The following is a 25456-nucleotide window of genomic DNA, read 5'->3' as shown; positions in this document are numbered from 1 at the left end:
TCCGTTTCCCTATGGGACGGCAGCTTGTGACGTTCGTCAAGAGGAAAGCGTTGGGTCTCGCCAGCGTCTGATGCAAGGCGTAGACTCGTCGCATTTCCGGAGGATGACAATGCCTTTCCGCAAACTCTTCGCACTGACCGCGGCCATCTTTTGCTGTGTGCTTGCTCCCGCCAAAGATAAGAAGAAAAACATTCTTCCGATTGATGTCCTTCAGGCCAGGACCGTATTCGTGCTCATCGATCCAACTGCCGGAGTAGACGCCGCAGATCCGAACGCCAATCGCCTCGCCCGCATGGATGTGGAGAGAGCTCTCGATGCTTGGGGCCGGTTCACTCTGGTGCAGGAAGGATCTACGGCTGACCTGGTAATCATGGTGCGCAAGAGTAACGGCCAGATGGTTCAGCCCACAATCGGCGGCACGCCGGTCAATGGAAATCCGCCGATCAATGGGGGCTCCACTTCCTCCCCGACCCAGACCACTACCCGGGCGGGCGGCCATTGGGGCACCTCCGCTATCCCCAACGACCCTTCCTCTACCGGAAGCCAATCTGCCGGGCCCTACCCGCAGATCGAAGCGGGAGCGACACAGGACACATTCGTCGTCTATCGAGGCAACAAGGATGATCCCCACTGGAATCCGCTCGATGCTCCGGCGGTGTGGCGCTATTCACGGAAGGATGCGCTCGCCTCGCCTGCGGTTCCAGCCGTCGAGGTCTTTCGCAAGCTGATCGCGGAATCGGAGAAGCAACTGGCCTCCAATCCGTAGCCGGCCATTTGTGGATCAACACCCAGGCAGATGTTCCAAGGAACAGGGCCTGGAATGGGGATCAACAGCAAACACGAAGGACACAGATGTCAACGATCTGCTCTACTCCCGAGGGCTGGAGAGCGGGGATGGGCTCTCCAGCAATTTCGCCGACGCTTCAACCGACGAGCACTTGTTGATCATCGACCAGCACCTCGAGCAAGGTAGCCAGCTCCTTCTCCGGGTTGTGCGCCGCGAGTTCGCGGCGCAGCTTGTCTGCGTTGACGCGATACTCCGGCTTGGTCAAAATCTGATCGACAGCCTCCCGGACCTGTTCTGAACTCGGAGTGTCGGTGGCGAGATAGATGCCGCAACCGGTCGTCGTCACACGCGCTCCTACTTCGGGCTTGTCCTCACCCCGCCCGACCACGACCATCGGCACCCCTAAACTGAGCGCCTGGGTCACGGTTCCGTAGCTGCCAAACGCCACCAGCACGTCGACGTCCGGCAGGATCTGCCCGAAGTTAAGGTACTGCGATGCCACCGTATTCGGAGTGAGCGTACAGGGGATGCTTTCGATTGGTTTTCCTCCGGTCGTCGCCAGGACCAGAAAGTCCTCGCGGTCGCCGAGTCCCCGGATGGCCGGCGCCAAGAGTTTCCCCAGATCATTGTTGGCAACAGTTCCCTGGCTGACCAGAACGATCTTCTTCCCTGCCTTCCTGGCATCTTTTAAGCCGGAAGGCACATCTCCTGCTCCTTGAGGCAGCAAAGCGCCGATGTAGTGAACCTTCTTCGCGGGCTCACGCAGGGGAAACTCGAAGCTCGGCACACACGGCTGAAGAACGATGTCAGAGAGCAAGGCCGCAGATTCGAATATCCTTCCGGGCAAAGCCGGAAGACCGAGCTCAGCCAGCAGGCGGTCGGCCGCCTCCTTCAGAGGAAGATCTTTCTTCTCCCTGAACTCTCGCGCGATTTCGGCATACTCTTTCAATTTTTCCGGATCGTTCGTCGGAATCAGTCCGGGGCCCCACGGTGCACCATCCGCGCGATTGAGGGGCAACGGCAAAACCCCCAGAAAAGCGATCACCGGACGCGCGGAGCGGGGTCCGAGCAGAAATGGAAATACGCCGGTAAAACATGTCTCGTGCACGATCAGATCTGCCGGAAACTCCTGCAGAAGTTCCTGCAGCCCGCGAAACTGCGCGAGCATAGGATCGACGAACCCCCCCCGGAAGCCATTGGACTGTTCTTCGAGGCCGGGGGCGTAGATATTCCGTTTCAAAAAGCCGGCGATGGTATCCTGCACGCCCTGATCGGCTTCATGCGGCATGGGAAAGAAACGCGATCCAGCGGCTTCGACTTTGTCGCGAAACATTGTGCTGGTATAGAAAGCTGTTTCATGTCCCGCTTTCTTCAGAATATTTGCAACCACCAGGAGCGGATTGAAATGTCCGGTGGCGGGAATGGATGCAAGTAAAACCTTCATTTAAACTCCTCCATCGTCGACCCAAGGGGGCCGAGAAAGAATCTTGTAAAGAGATAAAACGCGTCGACGCCACGGATATTCCCGTGATCCGCTGTTCGGCTTCGACCATCGCGTGAAAACGTGAGATCGACGCCCTCAACTGTGGCAGCGAGGGCGATTTTGGGAGCGCTCGTCCTAGTACAATCACCTGCATGAAGTTAGCGGCTTTAGCACTGGCAGTAGGCGCGGAATTACACGGAGACGGCGACCTTGAAATCACTGGTGTGGCCGGTATTGAAGAGGCCGGTGACGGCGAAATAACTTTTGTGGCCAATCCGCGGTATTCGGCTTTGGCGCGCACGACGAAAGCGACGGCGGTGCTGGTGGCTCCGGATTTTCCGGAGGTCGCGGCAGCTACGCTGCGGGTTGCGAATCCCTACCTGGCGTGGGCCAAGGTCATTCAGCTTTTTTATCGCGAGCCTAAGTATCCGGTGGGGATTCATCCCACAGCGGCGATTCACCCCTCGGCAACCATCGGGAGATTTGCCCACATCGCGGCGTACGTAGTGATCGATCGGGATGCCGTCATCGGCGATCACGCCACGCTGCTGGCCCACTCGGTGATCTATGCGAACGCGACGATCGGCGACCACTTCTTTGCCCATGCTCACTCCGTTGTGCGGGAGAACTGCCGGATCGGCAATCATGTGGTCCTGCAGAACGGCGTGGTGGTGGGCTGCGATGGATTCGGATTCGCGAAGGACGACAAGGGCGTCTGGCACAAGATCGCGCAGGCCGGGCCGGCGGTGCTCGAGGATTGGATCGAGGTGCAGGCGAACTCATGCATCGACCGGGCCAGCGTGGGTGAGACGCGTATCTCCTCAGGGGTGAAGATCGATAGCCTGGTGCAGGTGGGTCACGGCTCGAAGGTGGGAGAAAATACGCTGCTGTGCGCCCAGGTGGGCCTGGCCGGATCGTCGGAGATCGGCAAGAATGCGATTCTGGCCGGACAGGCCGGCGTGGCCGGACACTGCAAGCTGGGCGACGGGGTCATTATGACAGCGCAGGCCGGGGTTTCCCACGATATCCCGGCGGGCAAAGTGATCAGCGGATCGCCGGCCTTCGATAACCGGCAGTGGCTGAAGGCCACGGCGCTCTTCAATCGCCTTCCCGATATTGTGAAAGAGCTCCGGCACCGGGAGAAGGCCAAAAAAGGATTAGAGCAAGAATAACGCTGCTGTCATGTGGGTGCCATGCCGGACTCAGTGAGGATCGCAGCGGGGCTAATTGATCATCCATCGTCGGGATTCTTCCTCCCTTTGGGCGTCAAAATGACGGTACATTCAGAAAGCCGGCGATTGCATTCGTTTTTTCTTGAAGCGACGGCGTGGGCATTTACTCGACGCGACGGAGTTCTCGGGAAGATACGGCGAAAGTGACGAAACCCATTTATGGATACGCGCGTATACGCTAGTCCTGTCGAGCCTTGCGGCCATTCCAAGATTTCGTGCATCTAAACCATTTCAATGCCAAACGACAATGAAAGCGGCGTTAAATCGGGACCTGGGCAGGACTCTGCACAGGCTCTTGCCGAACCCATTCGCGTACTGTTGCTGGATGACCACCCCGAAAATCTGTTGCTGCGTTCGACCATCCTGCGCAAACACGGCTATCTGACCGAAACCGCGTCCACCGTTGAAGAAGCGATAGTGCTGCTGGCGGAGATCGACATTGCGGTGCTCGACTATCATCTGGGCGCGGGGCAGTTCGGCACGGACGTCGCGGCGGCGTTGCGGCAGCAGCGGCCCGAGGTGCCGATCATTATTCTGTCCGCGACGCTCGAGCGCCGCTTCGGCGGGGTCGAGGATATGCACCTGCTGAAAGGCTACAGTTCCATCGACGACCTGGTGACGGCGCTGCGCTCCTTCGAAGCGAAGCTGCGCGGCAAGCCGGTGGTGGTCGATGCGCGCGACTTTTTTTACTCTCGCATCAGCATGGCGATGGGCGACGATGTGGTGCTCGAGATCCTGGACGGGGCGGGCAATTGGGTGTACGTGAATGAGAGCTGCGCGCGGCTGCTGGAGCGCCCGCGAGACTGGTTTCCGGGGCGGAACATGTTCGTCGAGATGCCGGAGCTGGCCGCCGACTGGCGCGAGATTCTGCGCACCGTGGCGCGCGACCGCGAGACGTATATCGACCGCACCTATCGCGGACTGCTCAACCTTCCCCGCCGAGGCGAGGAGTGGGTGTGGAATGTGCTCGCCTTCCCTATTACCCTGCACACCCGCGATACCGGCGTGGTGCTGACGGCGCGGACCCTGGAGCGCAAGTCAGTGGTGTAGCGGAGCTCCGTGGGAGCTTCGCCTTCTAAGAGCAGCATCGACGGCGCTCGGAATCTGTCATTATCAAGAGAGATGAAGGCCGCCGGCTGTGCTCTTCCAATTCGTCAACGCATCTTTCCCGCTTTGCTTCTGTCTTTGACGGGGTGTGGGCTGCTTTGCTTTGCCCTCACTGCTTGCAAATCCGCGTTCGTTGAGGCGACGATTCGCAACGATAGCGATGCGCCGGTACGGCTGATCGAGGTCGACTATCCCAGCGCCAGCTTCGGGACGCAGTCGCTGGCCGCGCACACGGTCTATCACTATCGCTTCAAGATTCAGGGCTCGGGTCCGGTGACGCTCAGCTACACCGGCTCCGATGGAAAGACACATACGGCGACCGGCCCGACGCTCGATCAAGGCCAGCAGGGCGGCCTTACCATCGCACTCGATGCAGCGGGGAAAATCAGCTGGTCGGAAAATCTGATCGCTCCCAAATAAGAGCTTGATTAGGGCTGATTCCCAATTTGGACCGGCGCGATTTTCAGGCGACGTTGTCGCTTGTATTGGCCTCTTCCCTGTCCTAGGCTGAACCACGAGCGATGCAGGCGCCATCCGGTCCAAGCCCCGTTCCCCATGCGGTTTCCGGTCTGCGCGTCTGCCGCTCCCCTTTTAAAGCGGCTTTGCTTTTCGGCGTTTGCTTCTCAGAGATGACGGGCACCCGATTTCTTCCGACAAAGCTGGTTGCGGCGCCGGCAAACTGTAGCTCCCTCCACTTCGCTCCGGTCGGGATGACGAATTCACGCGACGAAGCGATAACTCGTCAGCATTAGCTCGTAGGCCGCAGCTGCTCGTCGGGTGAGGGCATGGTGGGATGGAGCGACGGCGTCGGGGCCGGAGCTGACGCCGGCTGCGGGGTCGCCGAGCTGCTGGCCGGGATGGTTGCCGGATTCGGATTCGGGTTCTGTCCGGAGCCTGCTGTCTTCTGGCCATCCTGCGAATCCTTCGGGAACTGCACCGGCTTCATCACCGGCTTGTCCTTGTCGTCGTCGCCAGGCAGCTTCTCGCCGGGATTGCGCAGTGTGGGAGGCGCGTGGGGGGCGTTCTGAGCCTGGGTATCGGCGGGGTTCTGGTCGCCGAGCTTGACGATGCGGGTGTTGTCGCCGGGCGCGGTGCTCCAGTAATCGCCCATCTCATTCTGGGTGCGGATGACCGGGGATTCGCCAACGTTGGCGATCTCCACGCGGATGACGCGATTGCCGTTGAAGCGGACGAACTGCACCGGCTGCGGCGGATCGCCGTAGATCCACTCCTCGAAGGGCGTCTGGCCGTCATTCTCGCGAACCTTGTTCTTCGGAGAGCCCAGGGCGCTGACCACCATCTGCTCGTTCATGCCGACCAGGACGTGATGCTCGAGGATGGTCTTGCGCAGCGCCGGCGGGAGCGTGTCGGTGAAGGCCTGCTGCGGCGACTTCACGGAGAAATCGACAATGGGCTTGACCAGCGCTTCGACCTGCAATCCGGTCACGTCGGGCATGGCATGCGGAAAGATGAGCACGATGCGCGAGCCGCTGGGCGCCTGCGGATCGTCGTGCACCACCGGCGTGGTGGCGTTGGGATCCATGCCCACAGAAACATGGCGGAGGAACTTGTGCTTATGCTCAGGGCCGCCATTGAAATCGAGCTGCAGGCGGTCCTTTTCAATGCGGATATCGGTGACGGTCACACGCTCGCCCGCCTTGACCGACAGGCCGCGATTGCGGATGGCGTTGGCGTAGTCGCTCCCCGAGGGCTGCATCGCGCCGTTGGCGTGCAGGGTAAGGACGCCGATGGGCAGAGGCCGCATGGCAAAGCCCTGCTCGGCCTGCAGAAAGCGCAGCAGGTCTTCGCGATTATGGTTGGTGAGGGGCGCTTCAGGCAGAGGAATGTCGGTGGGATGAAAGTCGAGATATTTCCCGTCGATGCCTTCGGGCGTGACGGTGAAGACCTGAGCCTGGGATGCGAGTGAAAACGGCGCGGCCAGCAGAAAAGCGACAGCGCTGCGCAGCAGCGTGGAGGACGCTGGGCCGGATCGGAAACCGCAGGATCGAAAACCGCCAGATCGAAAACCTTGCAGGAAAGTGAAGCCTCGCATAGGGCCTCCGCTTGGTAGATAAGCATGGCCCGATTTTGTGCGCTTGGCAAGGGGAATGAGGCAAACCTGCGCGATGGTTTTCATGGCGGGAAAACGATGTTGCGGCGCAGCTCCGGTGGTCTCCCAGGTCTCAAAAGCGAGACCATGGGGCACACCGTTTGCTTGAGAATCCGCCGGTCAGGCTGACCAGTTGGTGGAGGAGGTTTGGGGGACGGGGGCGGCGGGGCTTGGCGTGAGGTTAGGCATGCTGTTGCGAAGCTGCTCCTCCTGGAGCTTGCGGATCACTTCGGGGTCGCGTGCCGCCACCTGCCAGGCCTCGCGGACATCGCGAATGCAGGCGATGGCCTCGCGCAGACGGTCGGCGGAGGCCAGCCGCGATCCCTCGATGCAGAGGGCGAAGATGGCGGCGTAGAACTCGGAGAGGGCGCGCGCCGACGAGCCCCCGATGTCCATGCGGAGACGCGACTGCAGGTGCATGAGGATGTCGAGGGTGCGCTTGATGGCGATGCGGCGCTCGGCAATGTCGTTGTTCTCGACGGCCTGGATGGCGCGGTAGAGAAAGCGCACCATGCCATCGTAGAGAGCCACGATCAGCTCGACTCCGTTCATCCCGGCCACTGTCTGCTGCTGATAGCTCATAATCTTCTGCTTGTCCTGCGGTGCGTGGCGGGGTTGCGCCAGATTCCTTGTCTCTCAAATTTTGCGAGTTAGTTGCTGGAGTTCTCGTTGAATCCGGTAATGGCGCTGTAAAGCTCGTTCACCTCGTCGAGCTGCTCCGGAATCGCCTGCAGGGTGTAGTTTGCCTCGTTCAACTCGGTCGTCAGCTGAGATTGCTGGGAGCTGATATAGGCGTTCTCGTTGCTGAGGTTGGTGTTGAGCTGCGATTCGCTGCTCGAGTTGCTGGAGAGCGCCAGAACCACGACCCCGCTCGAGGTGCTATTGCCAAGATTGTTGAGGATGTTGGTCAGGTTGCTGCCAAAGGAGGTGAAACTCGCGCTGGGCTCGAGAAAGTTCACGACATCCTGGTAGTTCGAGTCGAGAACCGAGTCCAGGGTGTCGGTATTGAGGCTCAGCGTGCCGTCGTTGTTCATGGAAACGCCCAGCTGGGTGAGGCTGGTGATGGCATTGGATTGCGAGGGCGCGAAGGTGACCGCGCTTCCGGTGGTGCTGTCGGTCAGGCTGCCGGAGTTGATGGTGATGGCGCCGGAGGAGCCGGCGGTCGAGTTGACTACGCTCAGGGTCGCCGAGTTCCCTGCCGTCTGTACGCTGGCGGTCACGCCGAGATTGGCGGCGTTGATGGCATCGGCCAGCGAGGCCAGCGTGCCGTTGGCGGGCACGGCGATGGTAGTCGCGGCGCCGCTCCCGACAGAGATCGAGAGGCTTCCCGAAAGGGTGTCCGAGGACTCGATAGACGAGGTGGTGCCGACGGCGTTGGCGGCCTGGGTGAAGTTGAGCGCCGACTGCAGATCCTGCTGCAGCGTCGCGACGGTGGGATCGCCATAGAGCGGCTCGGCGTTGCCCGACGCGTCGTTGCTCTCCTGCGTATTGAGATCGCCGATGACGGTGTTGTAGGAGGAGACGAAGCTGGTGAGCGCGGATTCGATATCGCTGTTGTTGTTGGTGATCTCCACCTGAACGGCGGAGCCGGGTGCGGCGCTCACCAGTTGAAAGGTCACGCCGGGAATGGCGCCGGTGATGGTGTTGGAGGCGCTGCCGATCGCGACGCCATCGACGGTGAGCGAGGCATCCTGCCCGGGCTGTCCCTGGGTGAAGGTGACGGCCTGCCCGGTGGTCCCGTCGATGAGGCTGCCGCCTACGGTGATCTGTCCTGCCGCGCCGGAGGTGTTGCTGACCAGGGAGAGCTGCTGGCCGGTGGAGGTCGTAATTACGTTAGCGGTCACCCCATAACTGCCGGCATTGATGGCCGCGGCCAGGGTGGAGAGCGTGTCGTTCGCGGAATCGATGGTGATGGTTTGAGAATTGCTGCCTACCGATAGCGACAGGGTGCTTCCGGTGGCCAGGGTGTCATTGGTTGCGAGGATGCCGCTCGCATAAGACGAGGTCTGGGCCAGAGAGTCTACCTTGACCGTGTAGGTCCCGGCGGCCGCGTCCGATGCGGCCGAGGTCAGTGCCAGCACCGAGGTATCCGAGCTCGAACCCTCCTTCTCGGAGAAGACGCCGGCAAAATCGGTGAGCGGGTTGAGGGCGCTTGCGAGAGAGCTGAGATCCGTGCCGATCGAGCTCAATGCCGTGTCCTGCGACTGCAGCGCGCTGAGCTGCGTGTTCCACGGAGTCTCCACGGCCTGCAGGTTGGCGACGATCTGGCTGACCGTGCTGCTGACATCGAATCCCTGACCGCTAGTGGGTGAACCAAACGAGATGCCTACGGTGCTCATAGTTGTTCCTATCGACGGACGCGGGCCGAAGCTTGAGGCGCGTGAATTTTCTGCTCTCCGGGGTAGCACGCTCTCCGCCGCACGAACGAAAGAGCGATTAGATGTCTCCAATGAAATGGGCACAAGATGCACAATCCCTGGGCTCAGGCCTGCAAAACTTCCTCTGCGTCGTCGTGAGGCTGAAGCCTCACGCTCGCTCCGTAAAACCAACTCCCCCGCAAAACAAATCGCAGGGTTTTCATCGACCGGAAATCCCCCAAAAAGAATCGCCGATTTTTCCAGCAATTTGAAGGGGGAGCCTTCGGCTCCCTCCTTCTTTGCAGGAAAAACAAACTACTGCAGCAGCTTGGTGACCAGCTGTTCGGTGCTGTTGGCCTGGGCCAGAGCGCTGATGCCGGTCTGCTCCAGGATTTCGTACTTGGAGAGGTTGGAGGTGGCCTGTCCGTAGTCGGTGGCGGTAATGGAGTTCACGGCCGAGACCACGTTTACCTGCTCCGTGCTCTCGACGCCGCTAACTGCATTCAGGGTATTGATCTGGGCGCCAGTGTAGCCCCGTTCCGCCGCCACATCCTGCACCGCGGTGTAGACGTCGTTGAGTGCGGTCTGGGCGTTGGCGGCCGAGGTCAGGCTGGTGGTGCTCAGGTCTTCGCTGTCGGCAGCCACCGGGGTGTAGGTCAGCGTGGAGGTCGCGGTGCCGGCGCCGGAGGTGTAAGTGAGGCCGGCAGAACCGGTGCTGTCGCCGACCGCCGCGCTCGAGAGAGCGCCGAGAGTCAGCGTATCGCTGAAGCCGCCGCCCTTGGTGGCATCCCCGGTGTAGATATTGAAGCTGCCGCCGAAGATGCTCTGTCCGTTGTAGGTCGCGGTCGAGCCAATGTTGCTGATCTCGTCCAGGATGGATTGATATTCGGAATTGGCAGCACTGTCCTGGGTGGTGTTGAGGGTGCCGTTCGAGGCCTCGGTGGCCAGGGTGATGGCGCGGTTGAGCAGGCTGGTGACCTGGGAGAGCGCGCCGTCGGCGACCTGCAGCAGCCCCACGCCTTCGCTGGCGTTGGTGGAGGACTGGGTGAGGGCAGCGGAGTTTGCCTGCAGGCCGTTCGCGAGCGAAAGGCCGGCGGCATCATCGGCTCCGGAGTTGATGCGCGAACCCGACGACAGCTGCGTCAGCGTATTCTGCAGACTGTCTTGCGTCGTGTTCAGGTTGTTTTCCGCGTATAACGCGGAGATGTTATTGAGGACACCCAAAGCCATTTGATTTGCTCCTCTGTCGGTGAGAAGGATGGGTTCCCACTCGAGGGGAACCGTTTGACACACCCCGTTCATCGGCGGCCGGGCAGGGGCCTTTATTCGCACCATCGGATTTGGCATTTCGCGTGCGCGGCGGCCTTCGGACGACCCTCCATCAACCTTTTCTCTCCCGCGCCGATAAACGGGCCGTGGAGGGAAATCGCTTGATTGAACTCACCCGTTTGAACGGCGTCCCCATGGCGTTGAACAGCGACCTGATCCAATTCATCGAGTCGTCGCCGGATACGACTCTGACCCTGATTACCGGCGAAAAGCTGGTGGTGCGGGAGAGCCGGGAGCAGATTATCGAGTGCACGGTTCTCTACCGCGCCCGGCTGATTGGCGAAGCGGCGCGAGCCTGCCCGGGCGGCCTGATGATCGCCTCAAGCTCGATGTGGCGTGCAAATGCCGCACTGCAGGCGAGCGCTGCGCAGGAGGCCCGGAAAGAGAACTGGGAAGAAAGCGGAGACGAGAGCCGTCTGACCGAGCGCGAGCGGCACGAGGCGTCATGATGATGCGCACGCACTCCATGCGCGCGATGGAATCCATGTGCCGGAAAGCGAGCGCTTATGGATACCGGTAGCATTCTAGGGCTTGCGCTGGCGCTGGCCGGCATCCTCTTCGGGCTGGTGATCGAAGGCGGCCACCTGGGACAGATCCTGCAGCCGACGGCGGCGATGATCGTGCTGGGAGGGACGACCGGGGCGGTGATGCTGCAGTTCCCGCTGGGCACGGTGGCCACTGCCTTTCTGCGCCTCTTCAAACTCTTCTTTTATCGCGCGCCGACCGGAGAGACCGAGCTGCAGGAGCTGGTGAGTTTCGCCAACAAGGCGCGGCGCAGCGGCATCGTCTCGCTCGACCAGGAATTGTCGACCGTCCAGGACCCGTTTCTTCACCAGGCGCTGATGCTGGCGGTGGACGGCACCGAGCCTTCGGAGCTGCGCAAGATCATGGAGCTGAAGCTACAGAACCAGACGGAAATGGAGGAGAAAATTCCCGCGGTCTTCGAGGCTGCGGGGGGTTTCTCCCCGACCATCGGCATCATCGGGGCGGTGCTGGGGCTGATCCAGGTGATGCAGCATCTGGACCACATCGAAGAGGTGGGGCGGGGGATCGCGGTGGCCTTCGTGGCCACCATTTACGGGGTGGGCGCGGCCAACGTGCTGCTGCTGCCGGCGGCGGGCAAGCTGCGCCTGCGCCTGCGCCGGGAGATGGCGCTCAAGGAGATGACGCTCGAAGGGGTGATTTCGATCCTCGAAGGGATGAATCCGCACATGATCGAGATCAAACTGGGCAGCTATCTTTCTCCCACGCAGGCCAAGCCGAGCGGGCCGGTCGCGGTGAAGCGGGGCGCGGCATGAGACGGCGCAGACCGAAGCCGCACATCAACCACGAGCGCTGGCTGGTCTCCTACGCTGACTTCATCACGCTGATGTTCGCCTTCTTCGTGGTGCTCTACGCCAGCTCGCAGGCGGACAAGAAGAAGCAGGCGCAGGTTTCGCAGTCGATCAATCAGGCCTTCAAAGTGCTGGGGCTTTTTCCGTCGACCTCGACCGTCTCGCCCTCTACGCCCATCGCCAGCTCCACCGATCCCGAGGTGTCGACGGTCAACATTGTGCTGGGCGAAGACCTGGCCGCCTCGCAGGAGGTGAAAAAGGATCTCACGCGCATCCAGCACGAGCTGCGGGGCAAGCTTTCGAACCAGATTGCGCAGCATGTGGTCGCCATGCACCTGGGGCACGACGGGCTGGTGATTTCGCTGCGCGAGGCGGGATTCTACGACAGCGGCTCGGCCACGCCGCATGCCAGCTCGCTGGGCAGCATCGATACCATCGCATCGTCGCTGGAGCGAGTGCCCTATGACATCCGCATCGAAGGGCACACCGACAATGTGCCGATCCACACCAGCGAGTTTCAATCCAACTGGGAGCTCTCGACGGCGCGGGCCACGCGCATGGCCAAGATTTTCATCGAGCGGCACCACTTCAGTCCGGGGCGGCTCTCGGCGTCGGGATATGCGGAGTTTCACCCCGTAGCTTCGAACGCTACAGCGGAGGGGCGCGGCCAGAACCGCCGGGTCGACGTCATCGTGCTGTCGCGCATCAGTATCCCCAACCCTCCCGAGGCGCAGGTAACTCCGCCTCCGGCTCCTATGCCTGCGGCCAGGAAGTAAGCGTTGCCAGGTTGGGAAACGGGAACGGGCGATATCATCGAAGAGATGCCGTCTCCTTCTTTCACTCATGCGGATTCCCGGCGGCTTGCCGAAATCAGCTACGACCGTGCGGTCGAGGAGTTGGCGCAGGGCGACGTCGCGGCTGCGATCTCCGGTTTTCGCGATGCCCTGACCGCCGATCCGGACTTTTCCGATGCCACGCACGGCCTGATCCATGCTCTGCGATTGGCGGGACGGCTGGATGAGGCGGTCGAAGTAACGCAGGCGCTGATTGCCGCGCATCCCGATGACACGCTGGCGCACACCAGCCTGTCGATTCTCTATCAGCACCAGGGCAAGGTTCCAGAGGCAGAAGCAGCGGCGCTCAAGGCCAAGCTGCTGGGCTGGAAGCAGCAGCTTCGCGAGCAGGCGGCTGCAGAGGGCGGGAAGTGACGCGCGAGGTAAGCTGCGCGATTTCTTCGTTGCCACTGATGAAACTCACCATAGAGAATGCGGAGGACACAGAGAAGTCGGCGCGAGCACGAACTCTTCTGTGCTCTCTGCGCCCTCTGTGGTGAATCAATCTCTTCTCAACTCCGATGTTTTTTTGAGCCGCTACTACAGAGATCTCCGCTTCGGTCGAGATGGCAAATCGAAGAGCAACGCAGCAGCGCTATGCTTGGATCAGGAATCATGCTCCGTTTTTTCGTTGCTACCACCAATCCGGGCAAGCTGCGGGATTTCTCCGCGGCTGCTGAGACTCACCACAGAGAACGCGGAGGACACAGAGATGTCAACGCGAGCACCCATTCCTCTGCGCTCTCTGAGCCCTCCGTGATGAATCAGTCCCTTCTTGACTCCGATGTTCTCTTCGAACCGCTGCCGGGATTGAAGGAGATTCCCGCACCCGCCGAGGACGAGCCGACCTTTGCCGGCAATGCGCGGGTGAAGGCGATCTACTACAGCAGCTTTGCGGCCGGAGAGCTGGTGCTGGCTGACGATTCGGGGCTTGAAGTGGATGCGCTGGACGGCGCGCCCGGAGTTCGCTCCGCGCGCTTCGCAGTGGATTCGCAGTTCATCGCTGCCGGCATCGACGACATCGACCGGCTGAATAATCTTTGCCTCCTGGAGCGCATGAGAGATGTGTCTGCGGGACAGCGGCAGGCGCGCTATCGTTGCGTGCTGGCAGCGGCTCGCGATGGGGCATGTCTCTTCAGCGGCGATGGCACCGTCGAGGGAGAAATTCTAACCGCGCCGCGAGGGGATGGCGGATTCGGATACGATCCTTTGTTTTACCTGCCGGAGATGGGAAAGACCATGGCCGAGCTCGACCTTGCAACCAAGCATCGGATCGGCCATCGCGGGCGTGCGTTGCGCGATCTGCTGAGGCGGATGCCGCCTACGAGATGAAGCGACGGCCGGCCTGCGAAAGAAGCTTTGCGACGAAGCGACGTTCATCGCGACGGGGCCGGCGAATGGTAGGGCTTTGACGTCAAGCATGGGAGGCTGATGATGCGTCACGCCCACTTGCGCAATGTCTGAATTGCGCGGATGCACGAAACATCCGCAAGCAAGAACGGGAATGAAAACCGGCACCGGTTCGACCGGAAACAGGAGCAGCAAATGGAAATGCGCAAACTTGGCAACAGCAATCTGGAAGTCTCGGCGATCGGCTTCGGCTGCATGGGTATGAGCTGGTCCTACGGCCCTGCGAAAGACAAGCAGGAGATGATCTCGCTTCTTCGCGCGACGGTGGAGCGAGGCGTTACGTTCTTCGATACCGCGGAAATCTACGGCCCATTCGTGAACGAAGAGCTGGTGGGCGAAGGCCTCGCTCCCTTCCGCGATGATGTGGACATCGCAACCAAGTTCGGGTTGGAAGCCAATCCCGATGACGGCGGCAAGTGGACAAAGCTCAACAGCCGGCCGGAGCATATCAAGCAGGTCGCCGAGGGCTCGCTGAAGCGGCTCAGAGTCGAGACAATCGATCTCTTCTACCAGCACCGGGTCGATCCCGATGTGCCTATCGAAGACGTAGCCGGGGCAGTGAAGGAGCTGATCCAGGAAGGCAAGGTCAGACACTTCGGTCTCTCCGAAGCAGGGGCTCAGACCATCCGCCGCGCGCACGCCGTTCAGCCCGTCGCCGCACTGCAGAGCGAATACTCGCTGTGGTGGAGGAAGCCTGAAGAGGAGGTGATTCCGGTGCTCGAAGAGCTCGGAATCGGATTCGTTCCCTATAGCCCGCTGGGCAAGGGCTTCCTCACCGGCAAGATCGATGCCGATACCGAGTTCAGCAGCACGGATTTTCGCAATACGGTTCCGCGACTCACGCCGGAAAATCGTAAAGCGAACCAGCCGCTGGTCGATCTGCTCAACACCTTCGCGGCGCAGAAGAAGGCGACGCCGGCTCAGATCGCGCTGGCCTGGCTGCTCGCCCAGAAGCCCTGGATCATCCCGATTCCAGGCACGACGAAGCTGCATCGCCTGGAAGAGAATCTCGGAGCGGCCAATATCGAGCTCACACCGGAGGATCTCAACGCTATCGAAAGCGCTTCGTCGAAGATCAAGTTCGAAGGGGCGCGATATTCGGAAGTTCATGAGCGCATGAGTGGGCGCTAAACCAGGTCTGACGGGCGGAATCGCACATGAAAGGCATTCCGCCAATGGATCTTCCAGGTTCAAATTCGTTCGGCTTTTCGAGAAACTAAAATACGAGTGAGGAAAGAAAACACATGGAGATCAAGCGAGCTGGAACACAAGCTTCAGGAAAAGGGCCGGCGGAGTGGTTTACTGGCACGGTGCGCATCGATCCGCTGTTTCAGGCGCCCGATCCGGCATCTGTTCAAGGCGCCAGCGTGACCTTCGAGCCGGGCGCGCGCACGGCGTGGCACACTCATCCACTCGGGCAAACGTTAATTGTCATCGCTGGCTGCGGGCGGGCGCAGCGCGAAGGCGGGCCGGTCGAGGAGATTCGTCCGGGCGACGTGGTGTGGTTCTCGCCGGGCGAGAAGCATTGGCATGGAGCCGCGCCGACAACGGCCATGACGCACATTGCCATCCAGGAAAAGCTCGACGGAAAAGTGGTCGAATGGCTGGAACAGGTCACCGACGAGCAATATCAAAAGTGATGATTTCAACATTTCTTACCGAAATTTAAGGTCGCAGCTAAAACGTTTAATTAAGGACGAAACTTGTTTCCGGATGGTAGGCTTGCCGCATCTTTCCTTGTAGGAGACGGCAAGTTCGCAGCATGGCTTCAATCACCGCACCGGAACATCTCATTCATTCTGCCTCCACGCCAACGATTAAGCCCATGCGGCTGCTCTCGCTCGATGTCTTTCGCGGGCTCACGATCGCCGCGATGATCCTGGTGACCGATCCCGGCACCTATAGCGCGGTGTACTGGCCGCTGCGGCATGCGGAGTGGAATGGATGGACGCCGACCGACATGATCGCGCCGTCGTTTCTGTTCATCATCGGTGTGGCGCTCACTTTCTCGTTTGCCAACCGCATGGCGCGGGGTGAGACGCGGGGCAGGCTGGCACGGCATCTGCTGCAACGCACGGCATTGCTTATCTCGATTGGGCTTTTCCTGAATGCGTTTCCGTCTTTCGATTTGCACACGCTGCGGTTTCCGGGCATCCTGCAGCGGATCGCGGTGAATTGTGCGCTGGGAGGTTTGCTCTATCTTGCTCTGCTGCCGCGGGCGGGTGAGAAGGACCGGCGGCCGCGACGGGTATGGATGATCGTCGTGGTGATCGCGGTGTTGATCGCGGGATACTGGCTGACGCTGCGCTACTTCCCTGTTCCCGGCTTCGGTCCGAATCGATTGGATACGCTGGGAAATCTTGGAGCGTATATCGATCGCGCGGTCTTCACTATGCGCCACATGTGGGCCTATGGAACGACGCCAGGATACGGCGTGACCTACGATCCCGATGGCCTTCTGCTGACGCTGCCTTCGACGGCGAATTTACTGGTTGGGCTGCTGGCTGGCGAGCTGCTGCGAACGAAACTCTCAGGCCTGCGCAAGGTGCTGATCCTCGCGGCTGCCGGCGTGGTGCTCTTTGTCGCCGGCCGAGCGCTCGATCCCCTGATGCCGATCAACAAGAAGATCTACACCAGCACGTACATCCTGCTGAGTGCAGGGTTCAGCCTGATGGCGTTCGCAGCGAGCTACTGGGTGCTGGACGTGCGGCGCTGGCGCTTGTGGACTCGTCCGCTGACTGTGCCGGGTGTGATCTTCGGCACGAATGCGATCCTGGCCTTCGCGATCTCGACGGTCATCACTTCGCTGGCGGATGTGATCCACGTGCAGCCGGGCGAGTCGCTGCACCACTGGCTGCACGAGACGCTCTTCCTGCCTTGGCTGGGTCCGGTGGATGCTTCCCTGGCGTATGCGCTGATGATTGTGGGCGTAAATCTGGCTATTGTGGGCGTGTTCTACCGGAGGCAGATCTTTTTGCGGCTTTGAGGGAAGGGGGATCCCGTGTCTCAGAGGCGAGACCTGGGGCAGCCGGGGGCAACCTCTGTAAGCGTCATTCTGAGCGTTAGCGAAGAACCTCAGTGATGATAACTGCCTAACATCACTGAGATTCTTCCTCCCGTCGGTCGTCAGAACGACGGATCTGGACGGTTGAGCTCGTGGTCTCCCACCCTTCACGATAACTCCGTGAAGGATGGGGCACCCGGTGATCGCTGAATGGTCAACTTTATATCGCACCGAAAATGGCGTCGCCACTTTTCCACGGGATCCTGACGCTTCCTTGACGATGCTTCCCTTCGGAACCAATAATAAGTGTTGACTCTTCTACAGTTTCAACGGTGGCAATGGCGAGGACGCCTTTGCCCTGAGTGCGTCCCGGCGGGGTGTGTTCTGCCGCGTCCGCAATGGTCCAACGAGCGCGTTAACCACGATACGAGGGTTGAGAGTGCGATCAGTTCATTTTCCTGAAGACGGGCGAAACCAATGAGCACAGCCGCGGTTACGCCGCACGAAAATCGGGCGCCGAACTTCTGGCAGTCCACCAATGGCAAGAAGGTGGTGATGGCGGTGACCGGGGCCATCATGTTCCTGTTCATCATCGGGCATGTGGCGGGCAACCTGCAGATCTTCGAGGGTCCGGCGAAGCTGAATGCCTATGGCCACTTCCTGCACAGCATCGGCGAGCTGCTGTGGCCGGTGCGCATTGTGCTGCTGCTCTGCGTGGGCCTGCACATTACGGCGACGGTGCAGCTGGCGATGCGCAACAAGGCGGCGCGGCCGGTAGGCTACTCGCGCAAGCAGGCGATCAACTCTTCGTATGCATCGCGGACCATGTACTGGAGCGGGCCGATCGTGCTCGCCTTTATCATCTTTCACCTGCTGCAGTTCACCGCCGGCTACATCCATCCCGGATCGCAGTTCATCGAGGGTGACGTCTATCACAACGTGGTCGCAGGCTTCCAGGTGTGGTGGGTCTCGGTGTGGTACATCATCGCGGTGAGCCTGCTGGGCTTTCACCTGCGGCATGGATTGTGGAGCATGTTCCAGTCGATCGGCTACAACCATCCGCGGCACACGCCGCTGCTGAAGAAGGCCGCTTTCGTGATCGCGCTGCTGATCACCCTGGGCTACATCTCGATTCCGATCAGCGTTCTCGCGGGGTTCATAAAGTAAATGACACTGGATTCGAAATTACCTACTGGACCGATTGAAACCTCCTGGCCGCGCACCAAGTTCGACCTGAAGCTGGTGAACCCGGCCAACAAGCGCAAGCACTCCATCATCGTCGTTGGCTCGGGGCTGGCCGGCGGATCGGCCGCGGCCACGCTGGGCGAGCTGGGCTACAACGTAAAGTGCTTCTGCTTCCAGGATTCGCCACGGCGCGCACACTCGATTGCGGCGCAGGGCGGCATCAACGCGGCGAAGAATTATCAGAACGACGGCGACAGTGTGTACCGGCTCTTTTACGACACGGTGAAGGGCGGCGACTTCCGCGCCCGCGAGGCCAATGTATACCGGCTGGCCGAGATCAGCGTGAGCATCATCGATCAGTGCGTGGCGCAGGGTGTTCCGTTCGCGCGCGAGTACGGCGGCGCGCTGACCAACCGCTCGTTCGGCGGCGCCCAGGTTTCGCGCACCTTCTATGCACGTGGGCAGACAGGCCAGCAGTTGCTGCTGGGCGCCTACCAGGCGCTGGAGCGGCAGGTGCATGAGGGCACGGTGGCAATGTATCCGCGCACCGAGATGCTCGATCTCATCGTGATCGACGGCAAGGCGCGCGGCATTGTGGCGCGCAACCTGATCACGGGCGAGCTGAGCGTGCACATTGCCGACGCGGTGATCCTGGGCACGGGCGGCTACGGCAACGTCTACTACCTGTCTACAAATGCGAAAGGCTCTAACGTCACGGCGAGCTGGCGAGCGCACAGGCGCGGCGCACTGTTTGCCAATCCCTGCTACACGCAGATTCACCCGACGTGCATTCCGGTGTCGGGCGAGTACCAGTCGAAGCTGACGCTGATGTCGGAGTCGCTGCGGAACGATGGACGCATCTGGGTTCCGCTAAAAAAGGGCGACAAGCGGTCGCCGGATCAGATTCCCGAGGCGGAGCGCGATTACTATCTCGAACGGCGTTATCCGAGCTTCGGCAATCTGGTGCCGCGCGACGTGGCTTCGCGCAACGCGAAGGCGGTCTGCGACGAGGGCCGCGGCGTGGGCGAGAGCGGGCTGGGCGTCTACCTCGATTTCTCTGACGCAATCCGGCGTGTTGGCGAGGAGACGATCCGCGAGCGCTACGGCAATCTCTTCGACATGTACCAGCGCATCACGGATGAGAATCCTTACAAGGTGCCGATGCGCATCTATCCGGCGATTCACTACACCATGGGCGGCCTGTGGGTGGATTACAACCTGCAAAGCACGATCCCCGGCCTGTTTGTGATCGGCGAGGCGAATTTCTCCGACCACGGTGCGAATCGCCTGGGCGCGAGCGCGCTGATGCAGGGCTTGTCGGATGGATACTTCGTGATTCCCTACACCGTGGGCAACTACCTGGCGACGAACAAATTCGCCCCGGCTGATGCTTCGCATCCTGAGGCGCGCAGCGCCGTGGCCGGCGTGCAGCAGATGACGGAAAAGCTGCTCTCGATCAAGGGCAAGCGCACGGTCGATTCCTTCCACCGCGAGCTGGGCAAGATCATGTGGGATGAGTGTGGCATGTCGCGCACGGCTGCCGGGCTGCAAAAGGCGATCGGGCAGATCCGCTCGCTTCGTGAGGAATACTGGCAGAACGTGAACGTGCCGGGATCGAGCGCCGACCTGAACCAGAGCCTGGAGAAGGCAGGACGTGTGGCCGATTTCTTCGAGCTGGGCGAGCTGATGTGCATCGATGCGCTGGAGCGCAACGAGTCGTGCGGCGGCCACTTCCGCGAGGAGTATCAGACACCGGATGGCGAGGCGCAGCGCGACGACGAGCACTATTCCTACGTCGCCGCGTGGGGCTATCGCGGGCCGGGCAACCAGCCGGAGCTGAACAAGGAGCCGCTGGAGTTCAACTACGTTCATCCCAGCCAGAGGAGCTACAAGTAATGAAACTTACGCTGAAGATCTGGCGGCAGAAGAACCGGGGCGAAAAAGGTAACTTCGTCAGTTACACAATGAACGATGTGAATCCAGAGATGTCGATGCTGGAATGCCTGGACGTGCTCAATGAAACGCTCATTGAGAAGGGCGAAGAGCCGGTGGCCTTCGAACATGACTGCCGCGAGGGCATCTGCGGCTCGTGCGGCTTCATGATCAACGGCGTTGCGCATGGTCCGGAGCGTGCGACGACGGTCTGCCAGCTCACCATGCGGCACTTCAAGGATGGCGAAGAGCTGGTGATCGAGCCGTGGCGCGCCGCGGCGTTTCCGCAAATCAAGGATCTGGTTGTCGACCGCCGCGCCTTCGATCGCATCATTGCTTCCGGCGGCTATGTTTCGGTTTCGACCGGCAACGCTCCGGACGGCAACACCCACCTGATCGGCAAAGACACATCCGATCGAGCGATGGATGCTGCAGCCTGCATCGGCTGCGGAGCCTGCGTGGCGGCCTGTCCCAACGCTTCGGCTGCGCTATTCACCGGCGCGAAGATCACGCACCTGGGCATTCTGCCGCAGGGCAAGCCGGAGCAGGATCGGCGCGCGCGCGGCATGGTGGCGCAGATGAACACCGAGCCCTTTGGGAGCTGCACCAATATCGGCGAGTGCACCGGCGCGTGTCCCAAAGAGATTCCGCTGGAAGTAATCTCGGCGATGAACCGTGACTATCTCGTTGGAAGCTGGAAGAAGCGCGACGACGACGTACGCGTGGTGCGTCCGATGACGGAATGGAGCACAGGCTCGAAGCTGAAGATCGATCCCAACGCCACGAGCTAGGGACTGGCCGTCCAGGCGGCCGCGCCTTCGGCGCCTGCTCGGTAGATTGAGGAGATGGTTGTAATCCCACGTCTCAAGTGCGAGACGTGGGGCACCCGGATTTGTTTTCGCTCCTTCTTTTGGAACCGTCATCCTGACGACCAAAGGGAGGAAGAATCTCGACAACGTATGAACGCGCACGGCGCTGAGTTCTTCGTGGCTTCGCTCCTCAGAATGACGGAGATGGGTTCGGAATGACGCGATCCAACGCGACTACGCTTGTGAAGTAGATCAAGTTCTCGTCTTCGCTCCGATCTTTGCTTATCATCGGTGGCACCCATGAAAAAGCTTGCCGCCATCCTCATTGCGACTTCCCTTTCCCTCACCGCGCAAACCAGGAATGCTCCCGTGAATCCTAAGACTGCTGAAGCTATTCATAACTCTGCGATTGTGATCGATACGCATGCCGATACTCCGCAGCGGATGCTGGATGAAAATTACGACCTTGCCGATCCGCTCAATGGCGGGCAGTTGAACTTTGAGTCAGCGAAGAAGGGCAACCTGGGCGCGGAGTTTTTCTCGATCTGGGTTCAGCCCGAGCTTTACAAGGACCATGAGGCGCGACGGACGCTGGAGCTGATCGACAGCGTGTATCAGGCGGCAGCGGAGCATCCCGACAAGATGGAAATGGCGTTCACCGCCGACGATATCGAGAAGGCGCATCGCGATCATAAGCTGGCGGCGTTGATGGGCATCGAGGGCGGACACTCCATCGAGAACTCGCTTGGCTTGCTGCGCGACTACTATCGCCTCGGCGTGCGCTACATGACGCTGACCTGGTCGAACTCTCTGGATTGGGCGAATTCTTCTGGCGATATAGGCAAGCCGGGTGCGCCGCACAATCCCGATGGGTTGACGCCGTTTGGAAAAGAGGTCGTGCTGGAGATGAACCGGCTGGGCATGATGGTGGATATCTCGCATGTGGCCGACGACACCTTCTGGGCGGCAATCAAGACAAGCAAAGCTCCTGTCATCGCCTCGCACTCTGCGGCGCGCGCCCTCAATGACGCTCCCCGCAACATGACGGACGAGATGCTGCACGCGGTGGCGAAAAACGGCGGCGTGGTGCAGGTGAATTACTACTCCGGCTTTCTTTCGGCAGCCTATCGCGAGGCAGCCTCGGCGCAGGAGGCTGAGGTGAAGCAGGCGATTGCAGATTTCAAGGCCAAATACGCGCGTGAGGGCAAGCAGGTAGCCGTCGGCGATCTCGAAAGGCTGCAGCGTTCTTATGCGGACCGCATTCCGCGGCCGCCGTTCAGCCTGCTGATCGATCACATCGACCACATCGCGAAGGTCGCAGGCGTAGATCATGTGGGGTTAGGCTCGGACTTTGACGGCGTGTACGGACAGGTGCCGCAGGGGCTGGACTCGCCGGCAGATCTGCCCAAGATTACCGCGGCTCTCCTCGAGCGCGGTTACTCGGCTGAGGATTGCCGCAAGATTCTGGGCGGGAACCTGTTGCGCGTGATGCGCGACGTGGAGCGCGTCAGCCGCGAGATGCAGAGCGGGAAATAGAGGGAGACAGCCCTCCCGCTATACTTTGAACATGGGATTTTCCGGATCGAGTAAGGTCGCGCTTGTCCTCCATTGGCTGCCGGCGGCGTTCGCCGTTGCAGTGATAGCCGGCGAGTCTACGGCGACGATGGGAGCCGGCCACACCAGCCGCTGGCTACTGCCTATCTGGATTCACCTCTTCGGGCCCATCAGCCCGGAGCGTTGGGACGTGGTTCATCACTACATTCGCAAGACCGGGCATTTCGTGGGGTATGGCCTGGTGAGTCTCTCGTTCTTTTATGGATGGCGCTACTCGCTGTCACGGGAACGGAGCGGAGCGAGATCCATTCTGCGGAGGGCGATTTCGCTGGCGCTGGTTTGCACGCTGTTCGTGGCATCCGCCGACGAGTTTCACCAGAGCTTTGTTCCGGGACGAACGAGCTCTCCTTACGATGTGGCTCTGGACATGTGCGGCGCGCTGCTGATGCAGCTGGTGGTGATGGCTCTCTTCAAGCTCTTGGCACGGAGTGGGGACAGCAGGATGGTTCCGGCTTAAAGAGGTTTTCCCTCCGGGGCCTCTCTGGATGTACGTGCTGAAGGCCGTACCCTACCTGAAACAAATGTTCTAGCCGACCGTTACTGGTTCTTCGACCTCTGCTTGAGACGAAATCCGGGGCGCGTTCGGAGCTGGGATCTGAGCTGCAGTTTCAGTTGGCGCAACGGCCTGCTCGGTGGGTGGCGGAGCCATCGGAGTGACCGGGCTTGCACCGTTGAGAACTACGCCTTTGAGCCGCTTGCCCAGCCGCACCGAAGCGCGCTGCACATTCACCGCCGGGGTCCGCTCGGAGCGGGCTACGAGCAGAACCGAGCTGGCGTTCTTATCGAACCAGGCATTCCAGGAGCCGGAGAGCACGGGCGGGCAATCGAAGACGATCCATTGATATTCCTTCTTCGCCCATGCCAGGAAGAGGTCGAAGGCGGGCAGGAATCGCTTCAGCTCCGATTTCTTCAACGGGTCGCGCATGGCGCAGACGTGCAGGTCGTCGTTCACCAGCGAGAAGACGCTCTCTTTGCCCGATGCGATGCCACGCAGCACGGAGTCGATGCCGTAGCGTACGCGGGGATTTCCCAACATGCTGCGCAGTTGCGGCTTGTGAAAGTTCAATTCGACAAACAGGATGGGCTTGGCGCGCGTGCTCAGCGCCCAGGCCAGATTGAATGCGGTGCTGGTCTTCCCATCTTTGTTGTTGGGACTGGTCACGAAGACGTGCCGCGTGACGTTCCACTCGTCGTCGTCGACAATTTTGTCGGCGAGTCTTTGGTAGCTCGCCGCTCGCGCTAACTGATGCTCATTGGCGAAGACGAGAGCCGGATTGACGTCGCGCGTGGCCAGGGGAACGGTCTTCCAAGGTCCTCCGCGAATTTGCATTCCCATTTGCAGCTTGCCGTCCATAAAAATTGCAGGAGTGGTCATGACGTTTTCTCCGAAATAGGGGTGCCGGATACGGACCCGTAATACTTCATGCCGCGGGGAAGAACACGGCGCAAGGAGGCAGCGTTGGAAACCGGACGAAATCGCCAGGCAACGAGTACAAGATAGATAACCGGAAAGAGGATAGCGGTCACGATCCCGCCTATTTGCAATATCTGGTTGCGATCGTCTTCGAGTGCGTACGATTTGTCGCTCCAGGAGAGCACGGTGAAGGCGCCTTGCCAGCTTCTCTGCTCTCTGGCGTCCTCTTCTTTTAGAGGATCGGCGATGGCTGGCGTATCCTGCTGAGAGACGGCAGCGGGAACGGTCGCGGTCGCACTTTGAGATTGGCGGGCCGCAGTGTTGATTGGAGCGGGAGCCGCAGCCGCAGCTGGTGCAGCGCTGGCTTGAATAGAAGGCTGATTGGAGGAGGGGCCAGTTCCGAGTGCTTGTGCTTTTAACACCTCGAAGCGCTGCTTTCCATCTTGCAGCTGCTCCACCAGCGAGGAGCGCAGGATGCGCAGCGAAGTCACCTCTTTAGCGACGGCCTTGAGCCTCGAACGACCTGCGGCGGCGTCATCGCTGCCAGCGGCTGTGTTGGAGGCTGACCGTTTCGGGTGCTTCTGCTCAGCAGCGAGAGATTGCAGGCGGCTGTCGATTTCCTGACGCTGAAGCTCGAGGGTGGCAAGATCTTCCTGCAGCGCGGCGGCGCGATGCTCTAGTTGCGCAGCGTTCTGCGCGGGCTGCGAAGCGCCGGTGGCCGACTTGGGCGCAATGGGCGCGGGAGTTGTGGCGGCTACGCCCGCGACAGGCGCCGCCGCGGCTACCAAGTGCTGGGGCGCGGATGGGACTGGGCTCGCCGGTGGCTGCGGCGAAACTTGAGGACCGGCAACCGGCTTGGGAACCCAGGCGGCGATGGCAGCGGCCAGGGCATTCGCAGAGGCGGTCACCTGCTGAGGATCGTTGCCGCGATAGGTCACCCGCAACAGACCAGGACCGGACTGTTCTACATCGATATGCGAGCGGAAGGCATCGAGACGTGCATCGCCGGCATTACTGTGCCGGCTGGAGGGAGTGGCATCGGTGGTGAAATGCGTCTGGTCGGCGAGCTTGGCCAACACGGTGGGAGTCAGGATCGAGCCGGCAATGCGGGCGGTAGGAACGTCAGACTCTGAGGTTGCGCTATCAGCCAGAAACTGGCCTGGGCTCTGATAAGAGAGCAGCGCGGATCCCAGGTATTCCGCGGGCATATGCCGCACTCCGAACCACGCCCCGAAGCCGAGCGCGGCAGCCATGGCCCCGGCCGCCAGGTAGTGGCGGGTGGGCATCACGGCAATCCGGTAGATGATCGACTCTATCTGCATAAGCTCCGACTGAGGGGACAGGAGCAGGCCCGACGACGGCTCCCAACCGGCACGCCAAATCACGCGGGCTCTTCAAATTTCCCCGCGCATGCTTGCTTATATACCGGCTGACATCTCAATTTTCGGTAACTTACTACTGATATCCCCAATTAAGCCTAGATAATTACTTCCGTTTTGATTTCCGGTTACCTCGA

24 protein-coding genes are annotated in these 25456 nt (G+C 60.8%); 17 read left to right on the top strand and 7 right to left on the bottom strand.

Annotated elements, in window-relative coordinates; all coding sequences use genetic code 11:
• The first annotated feature begins 109 nt into the window (after positions 1–109).
• Positions 110–766 carry a hypothetical protein gene (locus tag XX99_RS16070; protein WP_050060420.1) on the top strand — a complete coding sequence of 219 codons (657 nt, stop codon included), beginning with the start codon at positions 110–112 and terminating at the stop codon, positions 764–766.
• A 157-nt stretch (positions 767–923) separates the two neighbouring features.
• Here the strand turns inward: XX99_RS16070 and XX99_RS16065 are convergent, their stop codons facing one another.
• Complete coding sequence (locus tag XX99_RS16065; protein WP_050060419.1) at positions 924–2231, bottom strand: glycosyltransferase; 1308 nt, start codon at positions 2229–2231, stop codon at positions 924–926.
• Between the two features lie 191 nt (positions 2232–2422).
• On the opposite strand from XX99_RS16065, the gene lpxD reads away from it, so the two are divergent.
• The 3 genes from lpxD to XX99_RS16050 all read left to right on the top strand — a co-directional run bounded on the left by lpxD (position 2423) and on the right by XX99_RS16050 (position 5029).
• Entirely contained in the window at positions 2423–3442 is a 1020-nt protein-coding gene (lpxD, locus tag XX99_RS16060) for a UDP-3-O-(3-hydroxymyristoyl)glucosamine N-acyltransferase (protein ID WP_050060418.1), read from the top strand.
• Between the two features lie 294 nt (positions 3443–3736).
• The gene (locus XX99_RS16055) at positions 3737–4552 is read left to right on the top strand and encodes a response regulator (protein WP_050060417.1); all 816 of its coding nucleotides are present in this window, start codon (positions 3737–3739) and stop codon (positions 4550–4552) included.
• A 72-nt stretch (positions 4553–4624) separates the two neighbouring features.
• Positions 4625–5029: a hypothetical protein gene (locus XX99_RS16050; RefSeq protein ID WP_050060416.1), complete on the top strand. Its 405-nt coding sequence runs from the start codon at positions 4625–4627 to the stop codon at positions 5027–5029.
• Positions 5030–5357: 328 nt separating this feature from the next.
• On the opposite strand, the gene XX99_RS16045 is transcribed toward XX99_RS16050, so the two are convergent.
• The 4 genes from XX99_RS16045 to XX99_RS16030 all read right to left on the bottom strand — a co-directional run bounded on the left by XX99_RS16045 (position 5358) and on the right by XX99_RS16030 (position 10306).
• Positions 5358–6662, bottom strand: a complete 1305-nt coding sequence (locus XX99_RS16045; RefSeq protein WP_156186025.1) for a hypothetical protein — start codon at positions 6660–6662, stop codon at positions 5358–5360.
• Between the two features lie 177 nt (positions 6663–6839).
• A complete protein-coding gene (locus tag XX99_RS16040; protein WP_050060414.1) occupies positions 6840–7301 on the bottom strand; it encodes a flagellar export chaperone FliS in 462 nt (153 codons plus the stop codon).
• Positions 7302–7369: 68 nt separating this feature from the next.
• Positions 7370–9058: a flagellar filament capping protein FliD gene (gene fliD, locus XX99_RS16035; RefSeq protein ID WP_050060413.1), complete on the bottom strand. Its 1689-nt coding sequence runs from the start codon at positions 9056–9058 to the stop codon at positions 7370–7372.
• 333 nt (positions 9059–9391) lie between these two features.
• On the bottom strand, positions 9392–10306 hold the full coding sequence (locus XX99_RS16030; protein ID WP_050060412.1) for a flagellin N-terminal helical domain-containing protein: 915 nt from the start codon (positions 10304–10306) through the stop codon (positions 9392–9394).
• Between the two features lie 200 nt (positions 10307–10506).
• On the opposite strand from XX99_RS16030, the gene XX99_RS16025 reads away from it, so the two are divergent.
• From XX99_RS16025 to XX99_RS15960, 13 genes are all read left to right on the top strand, one after another.
• Positions 10507–10854: a flagellar FlbD family protein gene (locus tag XX99_RS16025; RefSeq protein WP_050060411.1), complete on the top strand. Its 348-nt coding sequence runs from the start codon at positions 10507–10509 to the stop codon at positions 10852–10854.
• Between the two features lie 57 nt (positions 10855–10911).
• Positions 10912–11703 (top strand): flagellar motor protein, encoded by a 792-nt coding sequence (locus tag XX99_RS16020; RefSeq protein WP_050060410.1) that lies wholly within the window; start codon positions 10912–10914, stop codon positions 11701–11703.
• On the top strand, positions 11700–12515 hold the full coding sequence (locus XX99_RS16015; protein WP_050060409.1) for a flagellar motor protein MotB: 816 nt from the start codon (positions 11700–11702) through the stop codon (positions 12513–12515). The genes XX99_RS16020 and XX99_RS16015 overlap by 4 nt, the downstream gene beginning before the upstream one ends.
• 3 nt (positions 12516–12518) lie before the next feature.
• The gene (locus XX99_RS16010; RefSeq protein WP_050060408.1) at positions 12519–12947 is read left to right on the top strand and encodes a tetratricopeptide repeat protein; all 429 of its coding nucleotides are present in this window, start codon (positions 12519–12521) and stop codon (positions 12945–12947) included.
• Between the two features lie 240 nt (positions 12948–13187).
• Complete coding sequence (locus XX99_RS16005; RefSeq protein WP_082125649.1) at positions 13188–13904, top strand: non-canonical purine NTP pyrophosphatase; 717 nt, start codon at positions 13188–13190, stop codon at positions 13902–13904.
• A gap of 213 nt (positions 13905–14117) precedes the next feature.
• Positions 14118–15113 (top strand): aldo/keto reductase, encoded by a 996-nt coding sequence (locus XX99_RS16000; RefSeq protein WP_050060494.1) that lies wholly within the window; start codon positions 14118–14120, stop codon positions 15111–15113.
• Between the two features lie 113 nt (positions 15114–15226).
• Positions 15227–15622 (top strand): (R)-mandelonitrile lyase, encoded by a 396-nt coding sequence (locus XX99_RS15995; RefSeq protein ID WP_050060407.1) that lies wholly within the window; start codon positions 15227–15229, stop codon positions 15620–15622.
• A 122-nt stretch (positions 15623–15744) separates the two neighbouring features.
• Complete coding sequence (locus XX99_RS15990; protein WP_050060406.1) at positions 15745–16968, top strand: acyltransferase family protein; 1224 nt, start codon at positions 15745–15747, stop codon at positions 16966–16968.
• 495 nt (positions 16969–17463) lie between these two features.
• Positions 17464–18153 carry a succinate dehydrogenase cytochrome b subunit gene (locus tag XX99_RS15985; protein WP_050060405.1) on the top strand — a complete coding sequence of 230 codons (690 nt, stop codon included), beginning with the start codon at positions 17464–17466 and terminating at the stop codon, positions 18151–18153.
• On the top strand, positions 18154–20067 hold the full coding sequence (locus XX99_RS15980; RefSeq protein WP_050060404.1) for a fumarate reductase/succinate dehydrogenase flavoprotein subunit: 1914 nt from the start codon (positions 18154–18156) through the stop codon (positions 20065–20067).
• On the top strand, positions 20067–20894 hold the full coding sequence (locus XX99_RS15975; RefSeq protein ID WP_050060403.1) for a succinate dehydrogenase/fumarate reductase iron-sulfur subunit: 828 nt from the start codon (positions 20067–20069) through the stop codon (positions 20892–20894). The genes XX99_RS15980 and XX99_RS15975 overlap by 1 nt, the downstream gene beginning before the upstream one ends.
• Positions 20895–21212: 318 nt before the next feature.
• Positions 21213–22448, top strand: coding sequence for a dipeptidase (locus tag XX99_RS15965; RefSeq protein WP_050060401.1), 1236 nt, complete (start codon positions 21213–21215; stop codon positions 22446–22448).
• Between the two features lie 31 nt (positions 22449–22479).
• Positions 22480–22983: a VanZ family protein gene (locus tag XX99_RS15960; RefSeq protein WP_050060400.1), complete on the top strand. Its 504-nt coding sequence runs from the start codon at positions 22480–22482 to the stop codon at positions 22981–22983.
• A gap of 69 nt (positions 22984–23052) precedes the next feature.
• On the opposite strand, the gene XX99_RS15955 is transcribed toward XX99_RS15960, so the two are convergent.
• A complete protein-coding gene (locus XX99_RS15955) occupies positions 23053–23901 on the bottom strand; it encodes a P-loop NTPase family protein (protein ID WP_050060399.1) in 849 nt (282 codons plus the stop codon).
• Positions 23898–25325, bottom strand: a complete 1428-nt coding sequence (locus tag XX99_RS15950) for a hypothetical protein (protein ID WP_156186024.1) — start codon at positions 25323–25325, stop codon at positions 23898–23900. The genes XX99_RS15955 and XX99_RS15950 overlap by 4 nt, the downstream gene beginning before the upstream one ends.
• Positions 25326–25456: the final 131 nt, after the last annotated feature.

The sequence above is a fragment of the Silvibacterium bohemicum genome (assembly GCF_001006305.1).
GTDB classification, from domain to species: domain Bacteria; phylum Acidobacteriota; class Terriglobia; order Terriglobales; family Acidobacteriaceae; genus Silvibacterium; species Silvibacterium bohemicum.
This window is presented reverse-complemented; position numbering and strand designations above follow the sequence as displayed.